This window comes from Streptomyces sp. NPDC047130 (assembly GCF_040643475.1).
In the GTDB taxonomy this organism is placed as follows: domain Bacteria; phylum Actinomycetota; class Actinomycetes; order Streptomycetales; family Streptomycetaceae; genus Streptomyces.
Map to the genome: position 1 here is coordinate 1 of NZ_JBEYUK010000008.1, position 21,221 is coordinate 21,221.

Annotated in this window: 17 protein-coding genes and 1 pseudogene; 7 read left to right on the forward strand and 11 right to left on the reverse strand. The window is 74.8% G+C overall.

From position 1 onward, the window contains the following. From ABZ836_RS12930 to ABZ836_RS12940, 3 genes and pseudogenes are all read right to left on the reverse strand, one after another. A pseudogene (locus tag ABZ836_RS12930) lies at positions 1 to 95 on the reverse strand (5'-methylthioadenosine phosphorylase); the annotation flags it as partial. Positions 96 to 112: 17 nt separating this feature from the next. Then, positions 113 to 1,522 carry a sulfatase-like hydrolase/transferase gene (locus ABZ836_RS12935; RefSeq protein ID WP_361141761.1) on the reverse strand — a complete coding sequence of 470 codons (1,410 nt, stop codon included), beginning with the start codon at positions 1,520 to 1,522 and terminating at the stop codon, positions 113 to 115. Positions 1,523 to 1,813: 291 nt separating this feature from the next. Then, positions 1,814 to 1,909, reverse strand: a complete 96-nt coding sequence (locus ABZ836_RS12940) for a putative leader peptide (RefSeq protein ID WP_356131724.1) — start codon at positions 1,907 to 1,909, stop codon at positions 1,814 to 1,816. 461 nt (positions 1,910 to 2,370) lie between these two features. Between ABZ836_RS12940 and ABZ836_RS12945 the strand changes: the two genes are divergently transcribed. After that, positions 2,371 to 3,204: a pentapeptide repeat-containing protein gene (locus ABZ836_RS12945; RefSeq protein ID WP_361141906.1), complete on the forward strand. Its 834-nt coding sequence runs from the start codon at positions 2,371 to 2,373 to the stop codon at positions 3,202 to 3,204. A gap of 57 nt (positions 3,205 to 3,261) precedes the next feature. On the opposite strand, the gene ABZ836_RS12950 is transcribed toward ABZ836_RS12945, so the two are convergent. The 4 genes from ABZ836_RS12950 to ABZ836_RS12965 form a co-directional block, all read right to left on the reverse strand. Further along, positions 3,262 to 4,515 (reverse strand): MFS transporter, encoded by a 1,254-nt coding sequence (locus ABZ836_RS12950; RefSeq protein ID WP_361141763.1) that lies wholly within the window; start codon positions 4,513 to 4,515, stop codon positions 3,262 to 3,264. A 95-nt stretch (positions 4,516 to 4,610) separates the two neighbouring features. Beyond that, complete coding sequence (locus tag ABZ836_RS12955; protein ID WP_356131719.1) at positions 4,611 to 5,342, reverse strand: peptidase E; 732 nt, start codon at positions 5,340 to 5,342, stop codon at positions 4,611 to 4,613. Positions 5,343 to 5,362: 20 nt separating this feature from the next. Further along, entirely contained in the window at positions 5,363 to 6,412 is a 1,050-nt protein-coding gene (locus ABZ836_RS12960; protein ID WP_356131716.1) for a LacI family DNA-binding transcriptional regulator, read from the reverse strand. After that, complete coding sequence (locus ABZ836_RS12965) at positions 6,409 to 8,910, reverse strand: glycoside hydrolase family 2 protein (protein WP_361141765.1); 2,502 nt, start codon at positions 8,908 to 8,910, stop codon at positions 6,409 to 6,411. Before ABZ836_RS12965 ends, ABZ836_RS12960 begins: the two co-directional genes overlap by 4 nt. Before the next feature lie 718 nt (positions 8,911 to 9,628). On the opposite strand from ABZ836_RS12965, the gene ABZ836_RS12970 reads away from it, so the two are divergent. Beyond that, on the forward strand, positions 9,629 to 10,099 hold the full coding sequence (locus ABZ836_RS12970; protein ID WP_361141767.1) for a DoxX family protein: 471 nt from the start codon (positions 9,629 to 9,631) through the stop codon (positions 10,097 to 10,099). Positions 10,100 to 10,224: 125 nt separating this feature from the next. Here the strand turns inward: ABZ836_RS12970 and ABZ836_RS12975 are convergent, their stop codons facing one another. The 3 genes from ABZ836_RS12975 to ABZ836_RS12985 form a co-directional block, all read right to left on the reverse strand. Further along, entirely contained in the window at positions 10,225 to 12,144 is a 1,920-nt protein-coding gene (locus ABZ836_RS12975) for an FAD-binding oxidoreductase (protein ID WP_361141769.1), read from the reverse strand. 77 nt (positions 12,145 to 12,221) lie between these two features. Further along, on the reverse strand, positions 12,222 to 12,995 hold the full coding sequence (locus tag ABZ836_RS12980; RefSeq protein WP_361141771.1) for a response regulator: 774 nt from the start codon (positions 12,993 to 12,995) through the stop codon (positions 12,222 to 12,224). Further along, positions 12,992 to 14,641 carry an ATP-binding protein gene (locus tag ABZ836_RS12985; protein ID WP_356131702.1) on the reverse strand — a complete coding sequence of 550 codons (1,650 nt, stop codon included), beginning with the start codon at positions 14,639 to 14,641 and terminating at the stop codon, positions 12,992 to 12,994. Before ABZ836_RS12985 ends, ABZ836_RS12980 begins: the two co-directional genes overlap by 4 nt. A gap of 390 nt (positions 14,642 to 15,031) precedes the next feature. Here ABZ836_RS12985 and ABZ836_RS12990 point away from each other — a divergent pair, with 390 nt between their 5' ends. The 3 genes from ABZ836_RS12990 to ABZ836_RS13000 are packed head-to-tail and all read left to right on the forward strand — an operon-like array spanning position 15,032 to position 18,091. Beyond that, positions 15,032 to 16,015, forward strand: a complete 984-nt coding sequence (locus ABZ836_RS12990; protein WP_356132185.1) for a tripartite tricarboxylate transporter substrate binding protein — start codon at positions 15,032 to 15,034, stop codon at positions 16,013 to 16,015. Continuing rightward, positions 16,012 to 16,593 (forward strand): tripartite tricarboxylate transporter TctB family protein, encoded by a 582-nt coding sequence (locus ABZ836_RS12995; protein WP_356131699.1) that lies wholly within the window; start codon positions 16,012 to 16,014, stop codon positions 16,591 to 16,593. The genes ABZ836_RS12990 and ABZ836_RS12995 overlap by 4 nt, the downstream gene beginning before the upstream one ends. A gap of 1 nt (position 16,594) precedes the next feature. Beyond that, positions 16,595 to 18,091: a tripartite tricarboxylate transporter permease gene (locus tag ABZ836_RS13000; protein WP_356131696.1), complete on the forward strand. Its 1,497-nt coding sequence runs from the start codon at positions 16,595 to 16,597 to the stop codon at positions 18,089 to 18,091. A 106-nt stretch (positions 18,092 to 18,197) separates the two neighbouring features. Here ABZ836_RS13000 and ABZ836_RS13005 read toward each other — a convergent pair whose 3' ends face one another. Next, entirely contained in the window at positions 18,198 to 18,884 is a 687-nt protein-coding gene (locus ABZ836_RS13005) for an IclR family transcriptional regulator (protein ID WP_361141774.1), read from the reverse strand. 267 nt (positions 18,885 to 19,151) lie between these two features. Here ABZ836_RS13005 and ABZ836_RS13010 point away from each other — a divergent pair, with 267 nt between their 5' ends. Together ABZ836_RS13010 and ABZ836_RS13015 are read left to right on the forward strand one after the other, a co-directional pair. Next, positions 19,152 to 20,351, forward strand: coding sequence for a cupin domain-containing protein (locus ABZ836_RS13010; protein WP_356131690.1), 1,200 nt, complete (start codon positions 19,152 to 19,154; stop codon positions 20,349 to 20,351). Beyond that, on the forward strand, positions 20,348 to 21,220 hold the full coding sequence (locus tag ABZ836_RS13015; protein ID WP_361141776.1) for a hypothetical protein: 873 nt from the start codon (positions 20,348 to 20,350) through the stop codon (positions 21,218 to 21,220). The genes ABZ836_RS13010 and ABZ836_RS13015 overlap by 4 nt, the downstream gene beginning before the upstream one ends. Position 21,221 lies beyond the last annotated feature (1 nt).

A 21,221-nucleotide genomic window follows, 5' to 3' on the forward strand; every position in this document is an offset into this window, starting at 1 on the left:
GCGCAGAGGCAGGTCCGCTGGTCCGTCGCCGGAAGCGCCGCCACCAGGTCGAAGAGGACGTCCCGCAGGCGGCCCACATTGGCCGCGAACACCCGAGTCCGGGGAGGAGCCGTCAGGAGGGGTACGGCAGGAGTCCGGCGTTGATCCGCTCCCAGGCGGTCCGCAACTCGGCGAGCCGGTCCGCGCGTTCGGTGGCGAGATCGGCCTGTTCGCGCTCGTCGGCGGCGAGGTTGTAGAGGTGGTCCTTGCCGGCGGCGTCGCGGTAGTACTTCCAGTCGCCGCGTCGCAGCGCCCGGTTGTTCCGGATGCGCCAGAAGAGGTCCCGTTCGGGGACGCGTTCGCCGCGCAGCAGGTATCCGGCGAAGCTGTGGCCGTCCAGGGGGTAGGCCGGGTCGGGCCGGGCGCCGCCCAACTCCAGCAGCGTGGCCGTCCAGTCGGGCGAGTACACCGGCTCGTGGCTGACCTGGCGCGCGCCGATCCGGTCCGGCCAGCGCAGGATGGTCGGCACCCGGATGCCGCCCTCCAGGAGCTGCGACTTGCTGCCGCTGAGCGGCCACTGGTAGGAGAACCGTTCGCCGCCGTTGTCACTGGCGAAGACCACCACGGTGTTGTCCTCCTGCCCGGAGCGGCGCAGGGCGGTGAGCACCTTGCCGACGGCGGCGTCGAGGTTCTCCACCATCTCCCGGTACTTCTCCACCGAGCCGCCGTCGTCGTGGCGGAGCGCGCCCAGGACGTTCCCGGCGCGGATCCGGGCGGCGATCTCCGCGCCGGCCTCCTCGTCCCCCTCGCCGGTCCACGGCCAGTGCGGGGTGGTGAAGTTGAGGTTGAGCAGCCACGGCCGGTGGTGCTCGCGGCCGACGTACTCGACGGCGCGCTCGGTGAGGACGGTGGTGTAGTAACGGAGGTCCTGGTAGGTGGCGTCGCCCTCGTAGAGGTCGTAGTCACCGAGCTGGCCCAGCTTGGAGAAGTACTCCAGGGCGCCGCCGAAGTTGCCGAAGAACTCGTCCCAGCCCGACTTGGTGGGGCTGTAGTCCGGCAGCCAGCCGCAGTGCCACTTGCCGATGAGGGCGGTGTCGTAGCCGGCCTTCTTCAACAGGGAGGCCAGGGTGGGGTGGTGGGGGTCCAGGCCCTGGGTCCGGTTGCCGATGGGCTCGGCCAGGCCGCCCTTGGTGCGGCCGGGGAAACGGCCGGTGTAGAGGCTGAAGCGGGTCGGGGAGCAGGTCGCGGAGCCCGAGTAGGCGTTGGTGAAGCGCACGCCCTGGGCGGCGAGCCGGTCGAGGTGCGGCGTTCTGATGTGCGGAGCGCCGTACGAGGACAGGTCGGCCCAGCCCAGGTCGTCGCCGAGGATGAACAGCACGTTCGGGCGCCTGCCCGAGCCGGAGCCGGGACGGGCCCGGAAGGGACGCTCGGCGGGGGCGCGGCCGGCCGCCTCGGCGGTGGCGGTGACAGTGGTGGCGGCGACCGTGCCGACGGCGCCGGCGCCCACGAGGCCACCGAAGGCACGACGGGATATTTCGGGCATGGGGAATCCTTCGATACGGCGCGCCCGCGGGAGACGGGCGCGCCCAGGGGTCGACAAGGGAGGCGCCGGGTGCGGGGAGCGCACCCGGACGGGCGGGTACGGAGAGCGCACCCGGATGCCACGGATGCGGCCGGACGCGCGGGACTCAGACCCCTGCAGCGGCAGGGACCTCAGCACGGCGGGAGCGGCACCCGGGAAACCGTCGTCGCGGCGGCCGGAGGTCCGGGAACGGAGAGGACCGGAACGCGGGCGCGGCGGGACGCGAGGATGGGACGGGAGAAGGCCCGGGGGTCAGCGACAGATGGCGCTGGACTGACGGCACAGGTCGACGTGCCGCCGCGCGACCAGCGCGACGGGCGCCTGCGGATGATCGGCAACGGGCCTCATGGGCGGGGACGATGCCAGGGGTGCCGCCGGTGCGTCAACGGGCTGTCCAGCCGGTGGACATGGGATCCGCGGAACGGACCGGCCGCCGGTCGAACGGGCTGCCGTGCCTCTGCGAGGATGTGACCGGCTTCCGGACGCCGCCGCAGCCGGCGGCCGTCGGCCCGTAGCAGTCACGACAGGAGTCAACGGTGTCCGCACAGCACGGAAAGCCCGCGTCCCCCGGCGGGCGCCGGAGATCCTCCCCGACCGGCGGGCAGGGCCGTCCGGGCCGCGCGGAGGAGCGTGAGCGCACCCGCGGCGGCGAGCAGCGGGCCCCCCGGAGCGAGGACCGCGCCGCCGGGAAGAGGAAGACGCGGAACGGTCCCCGGCCGGGGTCGCGGGACCGGACGCCGCCGCGCTCCGGGAGCAGCGGCCCGGACCGCGAGGAGCCGCGCACCGGGAACGGCCCGAAGCGCGAGGAGCTGCGGGCCGACTGCGCGAACTGCTTCGGCCTGTGCTGCGTGGCGCTGCCCTTCGCCCGGTCCGCGGACTTCGCCGCCGACAAGCCCGCCGGGCAGCCGTGCGGGAACCTGCGGGAGGACTTCCGCTGCGGCATCCACGCCCGGTTGCGCGACAGCGGCTACCAGGGCTGCACCGTCTTCGACTGCCACGGCGCCGGGCAGAAGGTCTCCCGGGTCACCTTCGGCGGCGCCGACTGGCGGCGCTCACCGGAGACGGCCCGGTCGATGTTCGCGGTCTTCCCGGTGATGCGGCAGCTGCACGAACTGCTCCGGTACGTCACGGAGGCGCTGGACCTGGCCCCCGCCCGCCCGGTGCACCGGGAACTGCGGCGGGCGCTGGCCCGGGTGGACGGCCTGACGCGGGGCAGCGCCGAGTCGATCGTCGCGCTGGACGTCGACGCGCTGCGGGGCGAGGTGAACCCGCTGCTGCTGAGGGCCGGCGAGCTGACCCGCGCGAGGGTGCCGGGACGCCGGAGGAACCACCGCGGCGCCGATCTGGTCGGGGCGAGTCTGGCCGGCGCCGACCTCAGGGGCGCGAGTCTGCGCGGCGCCCTGCTGGTCGCCGCCGACCTCGGCGGCGCGGACCTGCGGGACGCGGACCTCATCGGGGCGGACCTGCGGGGCGCGAACCTGAGCGGGGCCGACCTCACCGGCGCCCTGTTCGTCACCCAGGCCCAGCTCAACGCCGCCAGGGGCGACGCGTCCACCCGGGTGCCCGAACGGCTGAGCAGGCCCGCGCACTGGCGCGGGACCGGCACACCGGGCGACACCGCGGACCCCGCCCCGGCCCGCTGAGGCGCTCATGCCCCACGGCGGGGCGCGGCGGGGCGCGATGGGGCGCGGCCGGGCGGCTCAGGCGGCTGCCGGTGCCTGACGTCGCGCCAGCAGGACGGCCAGGGCCAGGGCGGGCAGCAGCAGGGCGGCGCCGGCGAGGTTGACGGCGCGGAAGCCGCCGAAGGCCAGGACGGGTCCGGCCAGCGCGGCGACGGCGGCTCCGGCGTAGCTCATCCCCGCGTCGGCGGCGCCCTGGAGCGGTACCCGCACCCGGTCGTCGTCGACGGCGGCCAGCAGCGCCGAGGCGGAGAGGGTGGACAGCGACCAGCCGAGACCGAGCACCACCAGGGCCGTCGCGGTGAGCGCCTCGCCGCCGCCGGACGCGGCGGCGTAGCCGAGGGCGACGGCGGCGAACAGGACGCCGATGCCCAGGAACGCGGTCGGCAGCGGGCCCCGGCGGTCGGCCAGGCGGCCGAAGAGCGGGCTGAGCCCGTACATGGCGGCGATGTGCACGCTGATGACCACGCCGACGATCCGCAGGGACATCCCGTGGTGCTGCATGTGGAGCGGCGTCATCACCATGACCATGATCATGGTGGAGTGCGCGGTGGCCAGCAGGACCACGGCGAACAGCGCGTCGGGGCGGCGCGCCGTCCAGCGGAGCGCGGCCAGCGCTCCCAGGGAGGCGGGCGCGGGCCCCGCGGTCAGGTCCTGGGCGGCCTTGCCGCCGTCACCGCGGTACAGGAGCGCGACCAGGGCGCAGGCCCCGGCGAACGCCGCCCCGGACAGCAGGTACGGCCCCGCCAGTCCGAGGACGCCCAGGGACTCGCCGACGGCCTGCCCGGCGGAGGTGAGGTTGGGCCCGGCGACCGAGCCCACCGTGGTCGCCCACACCACCACGGCCATGGTGCGCGCCCGCACCTCGGGCGCGACGCCGTCCGCGGCGGCGTACCGGGTCTGCAGGTTGCAGGCCGAGGCGACGCCGAAGAGGCAGAACCCGGCCATGACGAGGGCGAGCTGCCCGGCCGTCGCCGCGGCGACCACCAGGGCCGCGCCCAGGGCCGCGATCGCGTAGCCGACGCCCAGCGACCAGCGGCGTCCGCGGCTCGCCGCCAGCCGGGCCAGCGGCACGGCCGCCACCGCGGCGCCCAGCACGCCGACCGCCTGGCCCAGACCGGCGAGTTCCACGGCTCCGAGGCGCTCCACCAGCAGCGTGGTCACCGTGATGCCGGACGCGACGCCGACGCCGCCGAGCAGGTTGCCCAGCACCAGCACGCCGATCCGCCGCCGTTCGGCCGTGCGGCCGCACGGCTTTCCGCCTGTGCGCGTCATCTCGTCCCCTCCCCTGCGGCTGCCCTCCCGGCCGGGGCCGCCGCCGCGCAAAGGATGCCATGTACACGCAGCTTGTGGTCCTGCCCGGGCACGGCTCAGGCGGTCAGGTCACGCGGTTCGAGGCGGTGCTCCACGGCCGTGTCGCCGTCGCGCTCGACGACGTAGGCGCCCTTGCCCGGGATCTCGGTGACCGCCTCGACCAGTTCGGTCCCGCGGTACACCAGGCCGACGCCGTCGTCCGTGCAGTGGGCGGTGGGCAGGGTGCCGTCCGCGACCATCCGGTGGATCAGCGGGCGGCGGCCCTCGTCGGAGTCGTAGTGCACGCCGTTGCCGTGGGGCAGGAAACCGAGGGCGTCGGTGACCGGGCGGAGTTCCGGTCCGAAGGAGTCGGTCGCCCCGCCCCGGAACCAGCAGAGGGATCCCGCGCTGACCCCGCTGAGCACGACACCGGCCTTCCAGGCGCGGCGCATGACCCGGTCCAGGCCGTGGGCCCGCCACACCGCCAGCAGATTGACCACCGAGCCGCCCATGACCCACACGACGTCCTGCTCGAGGACCGTTCCCTCGACGTCCTCGAGGTTCGGCATGGGGAACAGGTGGAGCGGCGTCAGGTCGAAGCCCGCGACCCGCGCGGCCTCGCTCATCCGGGCCGTGAAGTGCTCGGCGTCCCCGATGGCGGTTCCGACGTACATGACCCGCGGACGCCGGCCGTGGACCCCGGAGAGGTCGACCGCGTGGTGCACCAGGGCGTCGAAGGTGACCCGGGTGCGGTCCCCGACGCGGTGTCCGCCGGAGGTGGCCAGGATGGTCGGTTCCGCTGCCGTCATGCCGATGATCGTATCGGCCGTCAGGGAGCCGCCGGGCAATGCGGCTGGGCGCGGGGAGGCGCGGTCGATCCGCGCGGGACCAGGGTGGGCGTCGCCACCGGCCGGGAGGTGGACCGCCGCCCGGCCAGCACGTCGAAGAGGATCCGGGTCACCTCCGCGCCGAACGCGTGCACGTCGTGGCTCATGGCCGACAGCGTCGGATGCGTCAGGCGGCACAACTGCGAGTCGTCCCAGGCCAGGAGCGACAGGTCGTCCGGCACGGAGACGCCCATCTCGGCGGCGACGCCGAGTCCGGCGACGGCCATGATGTCGTTGTCGTAGACGATCGCGGTGGGGCGCTCCGGGCCGGCCAGCAGCATCCGGGTCGCCCGGGCCCCCTCCTCCCCGGAGAAGCCCGTCCCGACGTGCCGGCCGCCGTCCAGGCCGAGTTCCCGCATCGTCCGCTCGAACGCCGCCGCGCGGATCCGGCTGTGGCCCAGGTCGCCGGGGCCGCCGACGCGGGCGATGCGCCGGTGGCCGAGGGCGGCCAGGTAGCGCACGGCCTCGGCGACGGCGGTGGCGTCGTCGGTCCACACCGACGGGAGCCCGCCGGTGAGGTCGGGGTGCCCCACGCCCACGGCGGGCAGCCCCAGTTCGCGGAGCGGGCCGATGCGCGGGTCCTCCTGGTGGAAGTCGACCAGGATCGAGCCGTCCACCTGGCGCTCCCGCCACCAGCGTTCCTGGAGCGTGACCTCCTCCTCCAGGGAGCCGACCAGGCGCAGCAGCAGCGAACAGTCCCGCTCCGCGAGGACGCTCTCGATGCCGGAGACGAACTCCATGTAGAACGGCTCGAGTCCGAGCAGCCGAGCGGGCCGGCACAGGGCCAGCCCGACGGCGCCGACCGACTGCCGGGAGAGGCTGCGCGCCGCGGAGTTGGGCGCCCAGCCGAGCTGCCGGGCCACGGCGAAGATGCGGTCGCGGGTGGCCTCGGAGACTCCCGGCTTGTTGTTGAAGGCCAGGGAGACCGCTCCCTTGGACACCCCCGCCGCGGCGGCGACGTCCTTGATGGTGACGCGTGGGGGTGTGCTCACGCGGGTTCCACGCAGAAGAGGGCGGCGCGCACGGCCTCGGCGTCGGTGCGGTCGGCGTGCCGGACCCGCAGGCGCAGGCTCTCGCCGGGCAGCAGGGTCCGCAGACCGGTGTCGCAGACGGCGTCCGGGCCCAGCCGGTCCGCCTGCAGGAGGAGGTCGCGTACCAGAGTGCGTGCAGTCACCACGACCTCGACATTACCGCCACCGACGCCGTCCTCCTCACCGGCCGGCGCCCGCTCGACGGCCACCTCGTAGCGCGGTGCGGGATAGGCGAACTCCTTGTCCACGACGGGGAAATGGACGGCGCGGAGGGCGGCCGGACGGTCCTCTCCCGCCGGGGCGGCCGGGCCCGCCTGTCCGTCGGCGACCAGGAACTCCTTCGCGGACGCCGCGTCCGGGACGAGGTCGCGCGGCACGGTGTGCCGGTGCACCGCGCGCGGGCCCACGGTGACGTCGAGGACGCGCTCGGCGATCGTGGCGCCGTCGGCGCGCAGGCGGCGCAGGGTCACCGCGGTGGTCCAGGGCTCGGCGGACTGGTTGATCACGGCCAGCACCGGTCCGTCCTCGTCGTCGCCCGGGTGGAGGGTCACCAGGCGGTCCGCGTAGACGCGGCGGAGCTCGTGGTGGAGGGGCTTCGGGCGGCCGTCCCCGTCCACGGCGGCCCAGGAGGTCACCGGCCAGCAGTCGTTGAGCTGCCAGACCACCGTCCCCGCGCACACCGGCCAGTGCGACCGCCAGTGCTCGATCCCGGCGGCCACCGCGCGGGCCTGCATCACCTGGGTGAGGTAGTGCCAGCGGTCGAAGTCGCCCTGGGGCGGGGCGAAGTGGCGTGCCAGTCCACGGTGCAGCTTGCCGTTGCCGTCCTCGGCCTTCTGGTGGTGGAGCATGCCGGGCGAGTCGGGGGCGAGGTCCTCGCCGGGCAGCGCGCGCCGCAGGGTCGCGACGGTGGGCGGTGCCTGCCAGCCGAACTCGGCGACGAAACGGGGAACCGTGTCGCGGTACTCGGCGTGGTCCCGGCGGTTCCAGACCTCCCAGGAGTGGTGGGTGCCGTGCGCGGGCTCGTTGGGGTGGTGGTCCCAGGAGCCCGACCAGGGGCTGCCCGGGGTGTAGGCGCGGGTGGGGTCGAGTTCGGCGACGACACGGGGCAGCAGGTCCAGGTAGTAGCCGCCGCCCCAGGAGTCGCCGTCGAGTTCGGGCTCCCAGCCCCAGTCGCGGAACCCCCACAGGTTCTCGTTGTTGCCGTTCCAGAGCACCAGGCTCGGGTGGGGCATCAGCCGCACGACGTTCTCCCGGGCCTCGGCCTCCACCTCGGAGCGCAGGGGCTGCTCCTCGGGGTAGGCGGCGCAGGCGAAGAGGAAGTCCTGCCAGACCATCAGGCCCAGTTCGTCGCAGGTCTCGTAGAAGGCGTCGTCCTCGTAGATGCCGCCGCCCCAGATCCGCACCAGGTCGACGCCGGCCTCGGCCGCCTGCCGCAGCCTGGCGCGGTAGCGCCCGGGGGTGACGCGGGAGGGGAAGACGTCGTCGGGGATCCAGTTCACGCCGCGGACGAAGACGGGCACGCCGTTGACGACGAAGGTGAAGCGGGTGCCGTGCTCGTCGGGGGCCCGGTCCAGCACGACGTCGCGGAAGCCGGTCCTGCGGGTCCAGGAGTCGAGCGGCTCGGCCGCGGGGCCGTCGGGCTCCGCGCCCTCCTCCGCCAGGGTGACGTGCAGGTCGTAGAGGTGCTGCTCGCCGTAGCCGCGCGGCCACCACAGCTCGACGCCGGGCACCTCGAGGGTCAGGACGGCCGTGTTCCCGTCCAGCGTGGTGCGCGCGTGGACGCCGCCGAGGTGCGCGCGCACCTCGAGGCGGCGGTCCGCGCCCCGCTCGGTGCGCTCGACGTCCACGTGCAGTTCCACCCTGCCGACGCCGTCGCGGACCGTCACCAGGGGCCGTACCCGCGCCAGGCGCGCGGTCGACCACCGCTCCAGCCGGACCGGCCGCCACATGCCGGCGGTGACCAGCGTGGGCCCCCAGTCCCAGCCGAAGCTGCAGGCCATCTTCCGGATGTACTGGAAGGGCTCCGGGTAGACGTTGGGCCGCTCCCCCGTCGCCTCGCGCACGGCGGCGGCCTCGTCGTAGGCGGAGGCGAACGCGACCTCCAGCAGGCCGTGCCGGCCGGTGACGTCGAAGCGGTGGCGCCGGTGCATGTTCCGGGTCCGGCCCAGTTCCTGCCCGTCCACGCTGATCACGGCGGCGGTGTCCAGGCCGTCGAAGACCAGATCGGTCCGCTCGTGCGGTTCTCCCGCCGCCGTCTCCCGCTGCGCGAGGTCCCGGGTGTACCGCCAGGCCCTGCGGCCCACCCAGGCCACCTCCTTCTCGTTCAGGCCGAGGTAGGGGTCCGGGACGACACCGGCCGCGAGGAGGTCGGTGTGGACGCAGCCGGGCACCTGGGCGGGCAGGGGGGTCCCGTCGTGGTCGAGGCTCCAGCCGTCGGCGAGCTGGACGAGTTCCTTCATGGGCGGACTCCTTCGGCAGGGCGCGCGTGCCTGACAGGTGAGCAGCGCGCTCAACCTAACGGCCGCGGGTGAACCGGTCCAGCCCCGGAAATCACCTGGGGACGTCCGCACCCGCCCCCGAATCAGCGGCTGCCGCCGCACCGACGCGCGGACGCCGCCCGCCCGGAGGAGTCCCTCCGCTTTACCGGTTCACTCCTGGCACCACCGGACGGAGCCGGACCCCGGTCAGCCCCGCCTCGCTTTGCGCGGTCTCCGCGAACTCGGTGGAGAAACCGAGCAGTCCGAGCACGGCGTCTCCTCCTCGTCGGGCCGCTCCGCGCCGGTGCGGCCGGGGGTGATCGTCGGTATGCGAACACGCTGGACGCTACACATACGCTCTCCGCTCCGACGGGCCGGTCCGGGGCGACGGCCGGGAAGGCGGCCGGAGCAGGGCGAACGCGGTGACCGGGGCGCGCTCCGCCCGCCGGGTCCACCGCGCCTGCGGAACGCGGCGTACGCGCCGCCCGCCCCGATGCGCACGGATCGTGGACGCCTCGTGCGAGGGCCGTTCCGCAGGGTGCGAGTGGTCCGCGTACCGAAGGCGTGCCGGAAGGAATGGCGGCTGGGGAACATGTGCTCGGCTGGTGGGCGTCGCTATTCTCCGTTCGAGGGTTGAATGAACGATCAGAACATGATCGTCCAAACGTAAACTTCTCCAATCCCCCACTAGGAGCGAGTCATGAGCGTGCCGTCGAACGAACCCCCCGAGCTGTTACGCACGGCGACCCCCGTGGCGCAGGGCGCCTTCCGCCTGGTGGTCGGTTTCCTGTTCGCCTGTCACGGCGCCGCGTCCCTCTTCGGCGTTCTGGGCGGCGCCCACGGCGGCGGCACCGTGCCCACCCTGCAGTGGCCCGGCTGGTGGGCCGCCGCCATCCAGCTCGCGGGCGGAGCGCTGGTGGCCCTGGGCCTCTTCACCCGGGTGGCCGCCGTCGTCTGCTCCGGCTCGATGGCGTACGCCTACTTCATCGTCCATCAGTCGAACGGTCTGTTCCCGATCGTGAACGGCGGGGAGGCGTCCGTCATGTTCTGCTGGGCGTTCCTGCTGATCGCGTTCATCGGTCCCGGCGCCTTCGCCCTCGACACGGCGCTGCGGCGGGAGCCCACCCGCCGTGCGGCGGACCAGGACGCGCGCCCCGTCAGCACCACCTGAACCCCCTGGCCTGCTGGGCCCCCTTGCTCCTGCCGCGCCCTCCTTGCCGACAGGCGGAGCCCGCGGCAGGCCCCACGTCCCCGACGGCCCGAGCCGCCGCACGCCGGCCGGCGGCTCGGGCCGGTTCACCCGGCCTTCGGGGAGACGTTGGGGTTGAGGCGGAAGAGGTTGCCGGGGTCGTACGCCGCCTTGACCGCCGCCAGCCGCTCGTAGTGGTCCCCGAAGCTCTCGCGCACCAGTTGCTCGCCCTCCTCGAGGAAGCCGGGGAAGTTGAGGTAGATGCCGCCCGCGGAGTACGCGCGCAGGGCGGCGAAGGTGTCGCGGACCCAGCCCACGTTCCGCTCCGAGTCGGCCGGCTCCTGCCAGTTGCCCTCGATGCCGATGAGGTACGGGGCGTCCCGGCCGGTGAAGGCGGTGCCCTCCCGAGGCGCGCCGGCCATCGCGCCGCCCTGGAACCAGACGTCGACCGTCGAGGCGGGCGACGGCGCCCTCGCCGCGTGACGCACCAGGTCGTCGACCACCTCGTCGCCGAGGCCGGGCAGGGTGACGGACTTCCAGTAGTACCGGGCGCCGTCGGGGTACTCCTCGTCGAGCAGGGTCTGGGCGTCCAGGTAGGTGGTCGCGCCGCTCAGGTCGAAGAGCGGTTCGGTGATCTCCCTGAGGGGGCGGAGGGCCTCCTCGCCCTCGGCCGGGTCGCCGGGGTGCAGGGCGAGCAGCGCGACGAACGGCTCGCCGTGCAGGTTTGCCGGCAGCGCCTCGTCGGGCGGGACCCGGCCGAGCACGCCGAGGGGCGCGGGGCCGTTCCGCTGCGGCGTGCGGGCCAGGTGGTCCGCGCAGCGGCGCAGCACCTCGCGGGCGTGCCGTGCCGGGTAGGTGACGTTGCAGAGGTGCACCTCGGGGCCGACCGGGTGGAGCCGGTAGGTGAAGGAGGTGACGACGCCGAAGTTGCCGCCGCCACCGCGCAGGGCCCAGAACAGGTCGGGGTGGTGGTCCGCGTCGACGGCGAGGACGCTGCCGTCGGCGGTGACCACGGTGGCGGAGAGCAGCGCGTCGCAGCTCAGGCCGTGGGCACGGCGGAGCCAGCCCATGCCGCCGGACAGGGTGAGGCCGGCGATGCCGGTCTCCGACACCACGCCGAGGGGGGCGGCGAGACCGTGGCGCTGGGTCGCCCGGTCCACGTGGCCCAGGGTGCAGCCGCCCTGGGCCCGCGCCGTGCGGGCCACCGGGTCGACGTCGACCTCGGTCATCCGGGACAGGTCCACGACCAGGCCGCCGTCGCACATCGCCTGCCCCGCCACGCCGTGGCCGCCGCCCCGTACCGAGAGGGGCAGCCGGTACTCCCTGGCGCAGCCGATCGCCGCGGCGACGTCCTCGTCGGTCTCGCAGCGCACCACCAGGGCGGGCCGCCGGTCGATCATGCCGTTCCAGAGCCGCCGGGCCGAGGCGTACGCGGCGTCGTCGGGGCGGATGAGCGTGCCCCGCAGGACGCTCCGGAGCGCCTCGACGGCGGAGACGGGGACTTCGGCCGGACGGCTGTCCTCCACAGCCATGCGGATCACCTCCCACTCCCAGCGTCCCCCCGCTCGGCACGGGACGCGAGCCGCGTGGGCCCGTGCCCGGGCCCCGGGGAAGGGCGGGGCCGTCGTCCGTGCGACGGCCCGTGCCGCGTCCGCCGGGGAGGCTCCCTGGAGCCGGGCGCTCAGCCGCCGGGCCTCGGCGGTGGCCGGGAGGAGATCGACGCGGCCGAGGGGACCGCTGCCGTGCGCGGCCGCGCACGCGGCGCAGTTCGGGCGGTCGAGGGCGGCGTCCACCACGCGCCGGTCGTGGCGGTCCGGTTCGGCGGCCACCATGGCGGCGAGGTCGTCGGCGTCCTGCGGCGTGCGGGCGTCCCACCGGCGGAGGAAGGCGGCCCAGGCGTCCTCCAGGATGCCGTCCACCAGTGCGCCGCAGCGGGCGCAGCCGGGCGCAGCCGGGCGCTCCGGCGTGCTCGAGGCCGCCGCAGGCCGCGCAGGGGCGCGGGGCCGGGCGACGGCGGGTCGCGGCATGGGCTTCCGCCTCGCTGTCCTTGTCCCGGGCCGTGCGGGATCGGTGTCCCGTGCCGCGGCGCCGGGGCGTCCGGCTGTCAGGCCCCGGCCGCCCCCTCGGCGGCGGCCGGGGCCGCCGGGGCCGCCGCGCCGGCCCGGCCGGCGTACCGGTAGCGGCGTTCGGGGCGGCCGGTGGCGCCGTAGCGGAGCGAGACCTCGGCGGTGCCGAGGGCGTGGAAGTGCTCGAGGTACCGGCGGGCGCTGACGCGGGAGAGGCCGGTGACGGCGGCGCACTCGCCGGCCGAGAGGGTGCCGTCGGCCTCGCGGAGCGCGCGTTCGATCAGTTCGGCGGTCTCCACGCTCATGCCCTTGGGCAGCGCGGCCACGGCCGGCGAGGGGGCTGCCGCGCCGGCCAGGACCCGGTCCACGTCGGCCTGCCCGCGCACGACCGTCTCCAGCAGGCGGCGGCGCCGGGCGGCGTACCGCTCCAGCCGGGCGCGCAGGTCGTCGCGGGCGAAGGGCTTGAGCAGGTAGTCGACGACGCCCTGGCGGACCGCGCCGCGCACCGTCTCGGCCTCCCGGGCGGCGCTGACCACCATCACGTCGCAGTCGTGGCCCGCGGCACGCAGCCGGGAGATGACGTCCAGCCCGGACATGTCGGGCAGGTACAGGTCGAGGAGGACCAGGGCGGGCCGGAGTTCGGCGACCGCGGCCACCGCCTGCTCCCCGGTCCCGGCGACCCCGGCGACCCGGAAGGACGGGACGTCCTCCACGAACGCGCGGTGCACCCGGGCGACCATGAAGTCGTCGTCGACCACGAGGACGTCGATCGGCTCCGGCGGGACACCGGAGGGTCCGGTGGGACGGGTCATGGGGTCGTCGCTCCTTCCGCCACCGCGTCGTCGAGGTGGCTGACGGTCATGCGGGCGGTGAAGACGGCGCCGCCGTCCTCGGCGTTGGCCACCGAGATCTCGCCCCCGTGACGCTCGCAGACCAGGCGGGTCAGCGCCAGGCCGATGCCGCGTCCGCCCTCGCGGGCGGCCTTGGTGGTGAAACCGTGCTCGAAGACCTCGCGGGCGAGGCCGGGCGCTACGCCGGGGCCGGAGTCGCGGACCTCGATCACCACGCCGGTGGTGTCCTGCCGCAGTTCCACCTCCACCCGGCCCTGGCGGTCGGGTTGCGCGGCGACGGCGTCCACCGCGTTGTCGACCAGGTTGCCGACGACGGTGGCCACGTCGGCGGCGTCCTCGGGGGCGAGGCGGTCCAGCGAGGTGCGGTCGGAGATCCGCAGGGTGACGGCGCGTTCGGCGGCCTGCGAGCCCTTGGCGGCGAGCAGGGCGGCGACGGCGGTGTCGCGGACCCGGCGGCTGAGGGTGATGTCCAGGGACTCCCGCCGCCGCGTCAGCGCCCGGATGTGCCGCACCACCTCCTCGTGGGCGCCGATCTCGACCAGCCCTGAGACGGTGTGCATCTGGTTGGCGAACTCGTGGGCCTGGGCGCGCAGCAGCTCCGAGGTGCTGCGGAAGGAGCCGAGCTCCTGCTCCAGCCGGGCGAGCTCGGTGCGGTCGCGGAGGGTGGTGACCGAGCCGAGTGCGCGGCCGTCCTTCTCGACGGTCATCCGGTTCATCACCAGGACCCTGCCCTGGCGGACGACCACCTCGTCGGTGCGGCGGTCCGCCTCCGGCGGCGCCCCGGCGAGGACGTCGCGGAGGCGGCCCTCGATGCCGAGTTCGTCGAGGCTCCGTCCGACGCAGCCGTCGGGAAGGTCCAGCAGGCGGCGGCCGACCTCGTTGACGAGGGTGACGCGGTGCTGCGGGTCGAGGGCGACGACGCCTTCCGCGATGCCGTAGAGCATGGCCTCGCGGTGTTCGGCGAGGCCGGCGATCTCGCGCGGTTCCAGTCCCAGGGTCTGCCGCTTGACCCGGCGGGCGAGCAGCCAGGACCCGGCGACCCCGAGCGCGCTGGCGACGCCGAGGTAGACGAGCAGGTAGGAGGACGCCCCGCTCGCCCGCTGCCACACCGTGGGGTCCTTCTCCCCCACGTGCACGGTGCCGAGGTGGCGGCCGAGGTTCTCGGCGGAGGCCCCGAGGACGGGTACCTGGGCGGCGAGCTCCGGGTGCCCGCCGTGGTCGACCTTGCCGGACCAGCCCCGGCCGGATCCCGCGCCCTCGCCGCGGGGCAGCGGGTCGCCGAGCAGGGTGGGGTCGGTGGCGGCGACGATCCGGCCGCCGGCGTCGGCGACGGTCACCGAGGTGACGCCGGAGTGGGTGCGGGTGGAGTCGACCAGCGGGGCGAGGCCCTCGCGGGGCGTGGCGCTGAGCAGACGGCTGCGGACCAGGGGGTTGGCGGCCAGCTGTTCGGCGAGCGCGGTGACCCGGCGGCCCTCGACGCGGCGGAAGGTCGCCTCGGACTGGGCGAGCGAGACGCAGGCCACCGCCAGCAGCACCACCACGACGATGGCGAGCTGGAGCACCAGCATCTCGCCGGCGAGGGTCTGGCGGCGGAAGGGGACGGACACGGCGTACTCGATCTCTCCTCCGGCACGAGCGGGGCATGACGCGGGTGGGGGGACGCGCGGGGTGCCGGGGCCGTCCATGATGCAGCCGTGTCGCGCGGATGAAAAGGGCTGGTGGGAAGCGGACCGGCCGTGACGCGCCGCCGGACCCGTCACCCCGGACCAGGGCGGCGGTACGCGGGACCGCCGGCGTACGCGACCCGGGGCCCGCGACCACCGGGCCGCGGGCGACCACGCCGTGGGCCACGATGACGTGACGGCCAAGGCGACCGCAACGGCCGTGACCACAAGGAACAGAACCACCGTTGGTTCCGCAAGAGAGACCTCCGGGGCGGCCGGTGGGCATCATGAGGCCCTTCCCCGTCCCCCTACGACCGACAGGTGGTGGCACTCGTGCGTCCGCGCACCCCCCTCGCCCTGCTCGGCGCCGCCCTGCTCGTCCTGCTCGGACCGCCGCTGCTGAGCCCCGACGACGGCGCCGACACCGGCACCCGCATCCCGGGCCTGCGTTTCATGGTCCCGAACACGCCGGGCGGCGGCTACGACATCACGGCCCGGACCGCGGCGAAGAACGCCGAGGACGCCGGACTGACCCACGGCATCGAGGTGTTCAACCTGCCCGGCGCCGGCGGGACCGTCGGCCTGAGCCGGCTGGTCGGCGAGCACGGCAACGGCAAGCTGGCCATGTCCATGGGGCTGGGCGTCGTCGGCGCCGCCCGCTCCAACGACGCCCCGAAGACCCTGGCCGACACCACCCCCATCGCCCGGCTCACCGAGGAACAGGACGTGGTGGTGGTCGCCAAGGACTCCCCGTACCGCACCGTCGGCGACCTGGTCGACGCCTGGAAGGCCGATCCCGCGAAGCTCCCGGTGGGCGGCGGGTCCTCCCCCGGCGGCCCCGACCACCTCGCCCCCATGCTGATGGCGGAGGCGGCCGGCATTCCCCCCAAGCAGGTCAACTACGTGCCGTTCGACGGCGGCGGAGAGCTGCTGGCGTCGATCCTCGGCAACAAGGTCGCCTTCGGCGTCTCCGGCGTCGGCGAGTACCTCGACCAGATCGAGGCGGGCGAGCTGCGGCTCCTGGCGGTGACCGGTCCGGAGCGGATCGACGGCCTGGACGCGCCCACGCTCCAGGAGGCGGGCTACGACGTGAACTTCACCAACTGGCGTGGCGTGGTGGCCCCGCCCGGCCTGTCCGAGGCGGAACGGACCAAGCTGGTCCGACTCTTCGAGGAACTGCACGGCTCCCCCGAGTGGCAGGAGTCCCTGCGCCAGAACGGCTGGGACGACGCCTTCCTCACCGGTGACGAGTTCGGCGACTTCCTCGCGTCCGAGGACGAGCGCGTGGTGTCGGTGCTGAAGGAGCTGGGACTGTGAACGCCGACCTGGATCCCACTCCCGACGGGCCCTCCGCCGGACACGGCGAGGCCTCCGCGAAGCCGGGCGACGGCGGGCGCGAGCCCCGTTCCTGGGCGGCCCGCCACTCGGAGCTGGGCGTCAGCCTCCTGCTGTCGGTCCTCGGCGGGCTGGTGCTCACCGACGCCCTGACGATGCACGTCGACATCGCCCGCCGCGGCCCGGTCGGGCCGACCACCATGCCGCTGGTGGTGGGCGCGGCGCTGCTGCTGGTGGCCGTCCTGCTCGCGGTCGACGTGCTGCGCGGCGGCCGCGGCGAGGCCGAGGCGGGCGAGGACGTGGACCTGTCCGCGCCCGCGGACTGGCGGACCGTCCTGCTGCTGGCGGGGATCTTCCTCGGCTCGGCCGTCCTGATCGAGCCGCTGGGCTTCCCGGTCGCCGGCGCCCTGCTGTTCTGGGGTTCGGCCTTCGCCCTGGGCAGCCGCCGCCTCGACCGGGACCCGCTGATCGCCGCCGTGCTGTCCCTGGCGACCTTCGTGGTCTTCGACAACCTGCTCGGGGTTCCGCTGCCGGGCGGCCCGCTGATGGGAGTGCTGTGACATGGATGCCCTCAACTCCCTGATGGACGGCTTCGGCACCGCCCTGACCCCGGTGAACCTCCTGTGGGCCGCGGTCGGCGTGCTGCTGGGCACGGCGATCGGCGTGCTGCCGGGCATCGGCCCCGCGATGGCGGTGGCCCTGCTGCTGCCGGTGACCTACGGGCTGGAGCCGGTGGGCGCGTTCATCATGTTCGCCGGCATCTACTACGGCGCCATGTTCGGCGGCTCGACGACCTCCATCCTGCTCAACACCCCCGGTGAGAGCGCCGCCGTGGTGGCGGCGATGGAGGGGAACCCGATGGCCAAGGCGGGGCGCGGCGGGCAGGCGCTGGCCGCGGCCGCGATCGGCCACTTCACCGGCGGCCTGGTCGGCACGGTGCTGCTGGTGGCGCTGGCGCCGGTGGTGGCCCGCCTGGCGGTGGACATCGGGGCGCCGGACTACTTCGCCCTCATGGTCCTGGCGTTCATCGCGGTGACCTCGGTGCTCGGCTCCTCCCGCATCCGGGGCACGGCCTCCCTGCTGATCGGCCTCACGGTCGGCATGGTGGGCCTGGACCGGATGACCGGACAGCAGCGGCTGACGTTCGGCTCGCTGCAGCTCGCGGACGGCATCGACGTGGTGATCGTGGCCGTGGGCCTCTTCGCCATCGGGGAGGCCCTGTGGGTGGCGGCGCACCTGCGGCGCGGCGCGGCCAGGGCGATCCCGGCGGGGCGCCCCTGGCTGGGCCGGGAGGACGTGCGCCGCTCCTGGAAGGCGTGGCTGCGCGGCCCGTTCATCGGGTTCCCGTTCGGCGCGATCCCGGCGGGCGGCGCGGAGATCCCCACGTTCCTGTCGTACGTGACGGAGAAGCGGCTCTCGAAGCACCGGCACGAGTTCGGCAAGGGCGCCATCGAGGGCGTGGCCGGGCCGGAGTCGGCGGCCTCCGCGTCGGCGGCGGGCACCCTGGTGTCCATGCTGACGCTGGGCCTGCCCACCACGGCGGTCGCCGCGGTGATGCTGGCCGCGTTCCAGAGCTACGGCATCCAGCCGGGGCCGCTGCTCTTCGAGCGGGAGCCGGAGCTGGTGTGGGGGCTGATCGCCTCGCTGTTCGTCGGCATGGTGCTGCTGCTGGCGCTCAACCTGCCGCTGGCGCCGGTGTGGGCACGCCTGCTGCGCATCCCGCGGCCCTACCTGTACGCGGGCATCCTCTTCTTCGCCGCGGTCGGCGCGTACGCGGTCGGCGGCGAGGTGGTGGACCTGGTGATCCTGCTGGCCATCGGTCTGGTCGGGTTCGGCATGCGGCGCTACGGGCTCCCGGTGCTGCCCGCCGTGATCGGGGTGATCCTCGGTCCGGGCGCCGAGCAGCAGCTGCGCCGGGCGCTGCAGATCAGCGACGGCAGCGTGACGGGGCTGGTGAACACGCCGTTCTCGGTGACGGTCTACGCGGTGGTGGTCCTGCTGCTGGTCTGGCCCCTGCTGGGCCGCGTGGTGAGGCGGACGCGGACGCGCCGGAGCTGACCCGCTGCCGACGAGCGCGTGCCCCCGCCGGACGGCGGGGGCACGCGCTCGTCGTGCGTCCGGGCCGGTGCCGCCCACCGGGGCCCCGGGTGTCCGCCGGTGCCGCTCACCGGGGCCCCGGGGTGTCCAGGGCGCGGGACAGACGCCGGGCGGCCGCCAGGACGGCGGGGACCGCCTGTTCGGCCAGTTCCTCGCGGTGGGTCAGCGTCGTGACGGCGGCCGGCTGTTCGTGGGTCCGGCGGACGACGGGCGCGGCGACGCCGAAGACGCCGGGGATGATCTCCTCGCGGGTCAGTGCGTAGCCCCGGTCCCGCACCTCCGCCACCCGGTCGGGCTCCCCCGCCGCGGGTGGCCCGGCGGCCAGCAGGGCGAGGCCGCCGGCGCCGCGGTCGAGCGGGTCGCGGTTGCCGACGCGGTAGGACAGGCGGGCGCCGGGGCCGGGGGGTTCGACCACGGCCACGGCCACCGCCTCCTGGCCCTCGGGCACCACCAGGCAGGCGGTGACGCCGAGTTCGGCCGCCAGGTCCCGCAGGACGGGCCGTGCGGCGTCCAGCAGCGGGGGGCGGGTCAGCTCGGCGAGGGTGAAGAAGGCGAGCCCGACCCGGTAGCGGTGGGCGCCGTCCTTGGCCGCGAAGCCCTGCCGGACGAGGGCGGTCAGCAGCCGGTAGGCCACCGAGCGGTGCACCCCGAGCCGGGCGCCGACCTCACTGGCCGTCAGCCCGTCGCGCTCCTCGGCGATCATGCGCAGCACCATCAGGCCCCGCTCCAGCGTCTGCGAGCCTTCCGCCGCCATGCGTCTCCCCTCCCACCAGGTCCTCGGTGCGGCGGCGGGAGATCTTTTCGGGCCGGCCCCCTTGACGGGGCGACCCCGCCGCTCGCATCGTGTTGCAACCTTCATAGTGGAGCGTTTCGTTATCTGCAACAAGTGGGAGGGGTGAACCCCCGGACACCGCCCGGAGCGGGGGCCGGAGCGACGCGCACGCCGGTGCGCCGTCCGCCGCCGGCGCCCATGACGACGCACGCTGAACGACGAAGCACCCATCCGAAAGGAGGCCGGGACATGGCCCACTACCGCAGCCTCGGCACCATCCCCCCGAAGCGGCACACCCAGTTCCGTCCCGACGGCGAGGACCTCGCCTTCGAGGAGCTGATGGGCGAGGAGGGCTTCTCCTCCGACTCCTCGCTGCTGTACCACCGGCACATCCCGTCGGCGATCACCGGTTCCGAGGTGTGGGAGCTGCCGGACACCCGCACGGTGCCCAACCACCCGATGAAGCCGCGGCATCTCAAGCTGCACGAGCTTTTCAAGGACGACGCCCGGCAGGACACCGACGTGGTCACCGGCCGCCGTCTGGTCCTCGGCAACGCCGACGTGCGGATCTCCTACGTGGTGGCCGGGAAGCCGTCCCCGCTCTACCGCAACGGCGTCGGCGACGAGTGCGTCTACGTGGAGTCCGGGGCCGCCCGCGTGGAGACCGTCTTCGGCGTCCTCGACGCCCGCGCCGGCGACTACGTGGTCGTCCCCCGCGCCACCACCCACCGCTGGATCCCGCGGGGCGAGGAACCGCTGCGCGCCTACTGCGTCGAGGCCAACAGCCACATCGCCCCGCCGAAGCGCTACCTCTCCCGCTACGGCCAGTTCCTGGAGCACGCCCCGTACTGCGAGCGCGACCTGCGGGGCCCGGCCGAACTGGTCCGGGGCGAGGGCACGGACGTCGAGATCCTGGTCAAGCACCGCGGCTCCGGCGGCGAGATCGTCGGCACCCGGTTCCTCCAGGCCCACCACCCCTTCGACGTGATCGGCTGGGACGGCTGCCTGTACCCGTACGCCTTCAACGTCGAGGACTTCGAGCCGATCACCGGCCGGATCCACCAGCCGCCGCCCGTGCACCAGGTGTTCGAGGGGCAGAACTTCGTCATCTGCAACTTCGTGCCGCGCAAGGTGGACTACCACCCGCTGTCCGTCCCGGTGCCCTACTACCACTCGAACGTGGACTCCGACGAGGTCATGTTCTACTGCGGCGGCGACTACGAGGCCCGCAAGGGGTCCGGCATCGGCCAGGGCTCCGTCTCGCTGCACCCCGGCGGTCACGCCCACGGGCCGCAGCCGGGGGCCTACGAGCGGTCCATCGGGGCCGAGTTCTTCGACGAGCTCGCCGTCATGGTCGACACCTTCCGCCCGCTGGAGCTCGGCGAGGGCGGACTGGCCTGCGACGACGGCGCCTACGCCTGGAGCTGGGCGGGAGGCCGCCGCGCATGAGCGTGCCGCCCGGACTGCTGGCCGCCCTGGTCGACGACGCGGGGCTGTTCCCGCCGACCTCGCTGCCCATGGACCGCGCGGTGGAGCGCCACCGTGCCGACGCCGAGGCCGACGCGGCGATGCACACGCACCGTTTCCTGGTCCCCGCCTCGCGGGTGGGCGAGGTGCGCAGGCTGCTGCGCGAGGGCGAGGTGTTCGCGCTCGGGCTGATCGCCGACCGCGGCGCCGGGAACCTGGCCGCGGCGGGCGCGGAGATCGCCGCCGACCCGCGGCTGCGGCTCGCGCTGGTGGAGGCGCCGCTGGCCGCCTTCGGCGAGGAGGAGGCGTCCGCGCTGCAGGCGCTGCTGGCCGAGCTGAAGGACGTGCCGGACCACGTCCCCCTGTACGCCGAGCCGGTGGGGCGGGCCCGTCCGGAACCGCTGCTCACCGAGCTGGCGCGGCGGGCCGGCGCCCGGCCGCTGGGCGCCAAGCTCCGCTGCGGCGGGGTGCGGGCCGACCTGTTCCCGGGCACCGGGGAGGTGGCCGGGTTCGTCACCGCCTGTGTCGCCGCGGGCGTGCCGTTCAAGGCGACGGCCGGGCTCCACGAGGCGGTCCGCCACACCTCCGCCGCCACCGGCTTCACCCACCACGGCTACCTCAACCTGCTGCTCGCCACCGCCGTCGCGGCCTCCGGCGGCGACCGGCACGCCGTCCGGGACGTCCTGGAGACCGAGGACGCCGCCGAACTGGTGCGCCTCGCCGAGCGGTTGACCGCCGAGGAGGCCGTGGCCGCGCGCCGGGCCCTGGTCTCCTACGGGTCGTGCTCGACGGCCGCGCCCGTGCGCGAGGCCCTGCGGCTGTTCGGCCCGGCCCTCCGCCCGACCTCCTGAA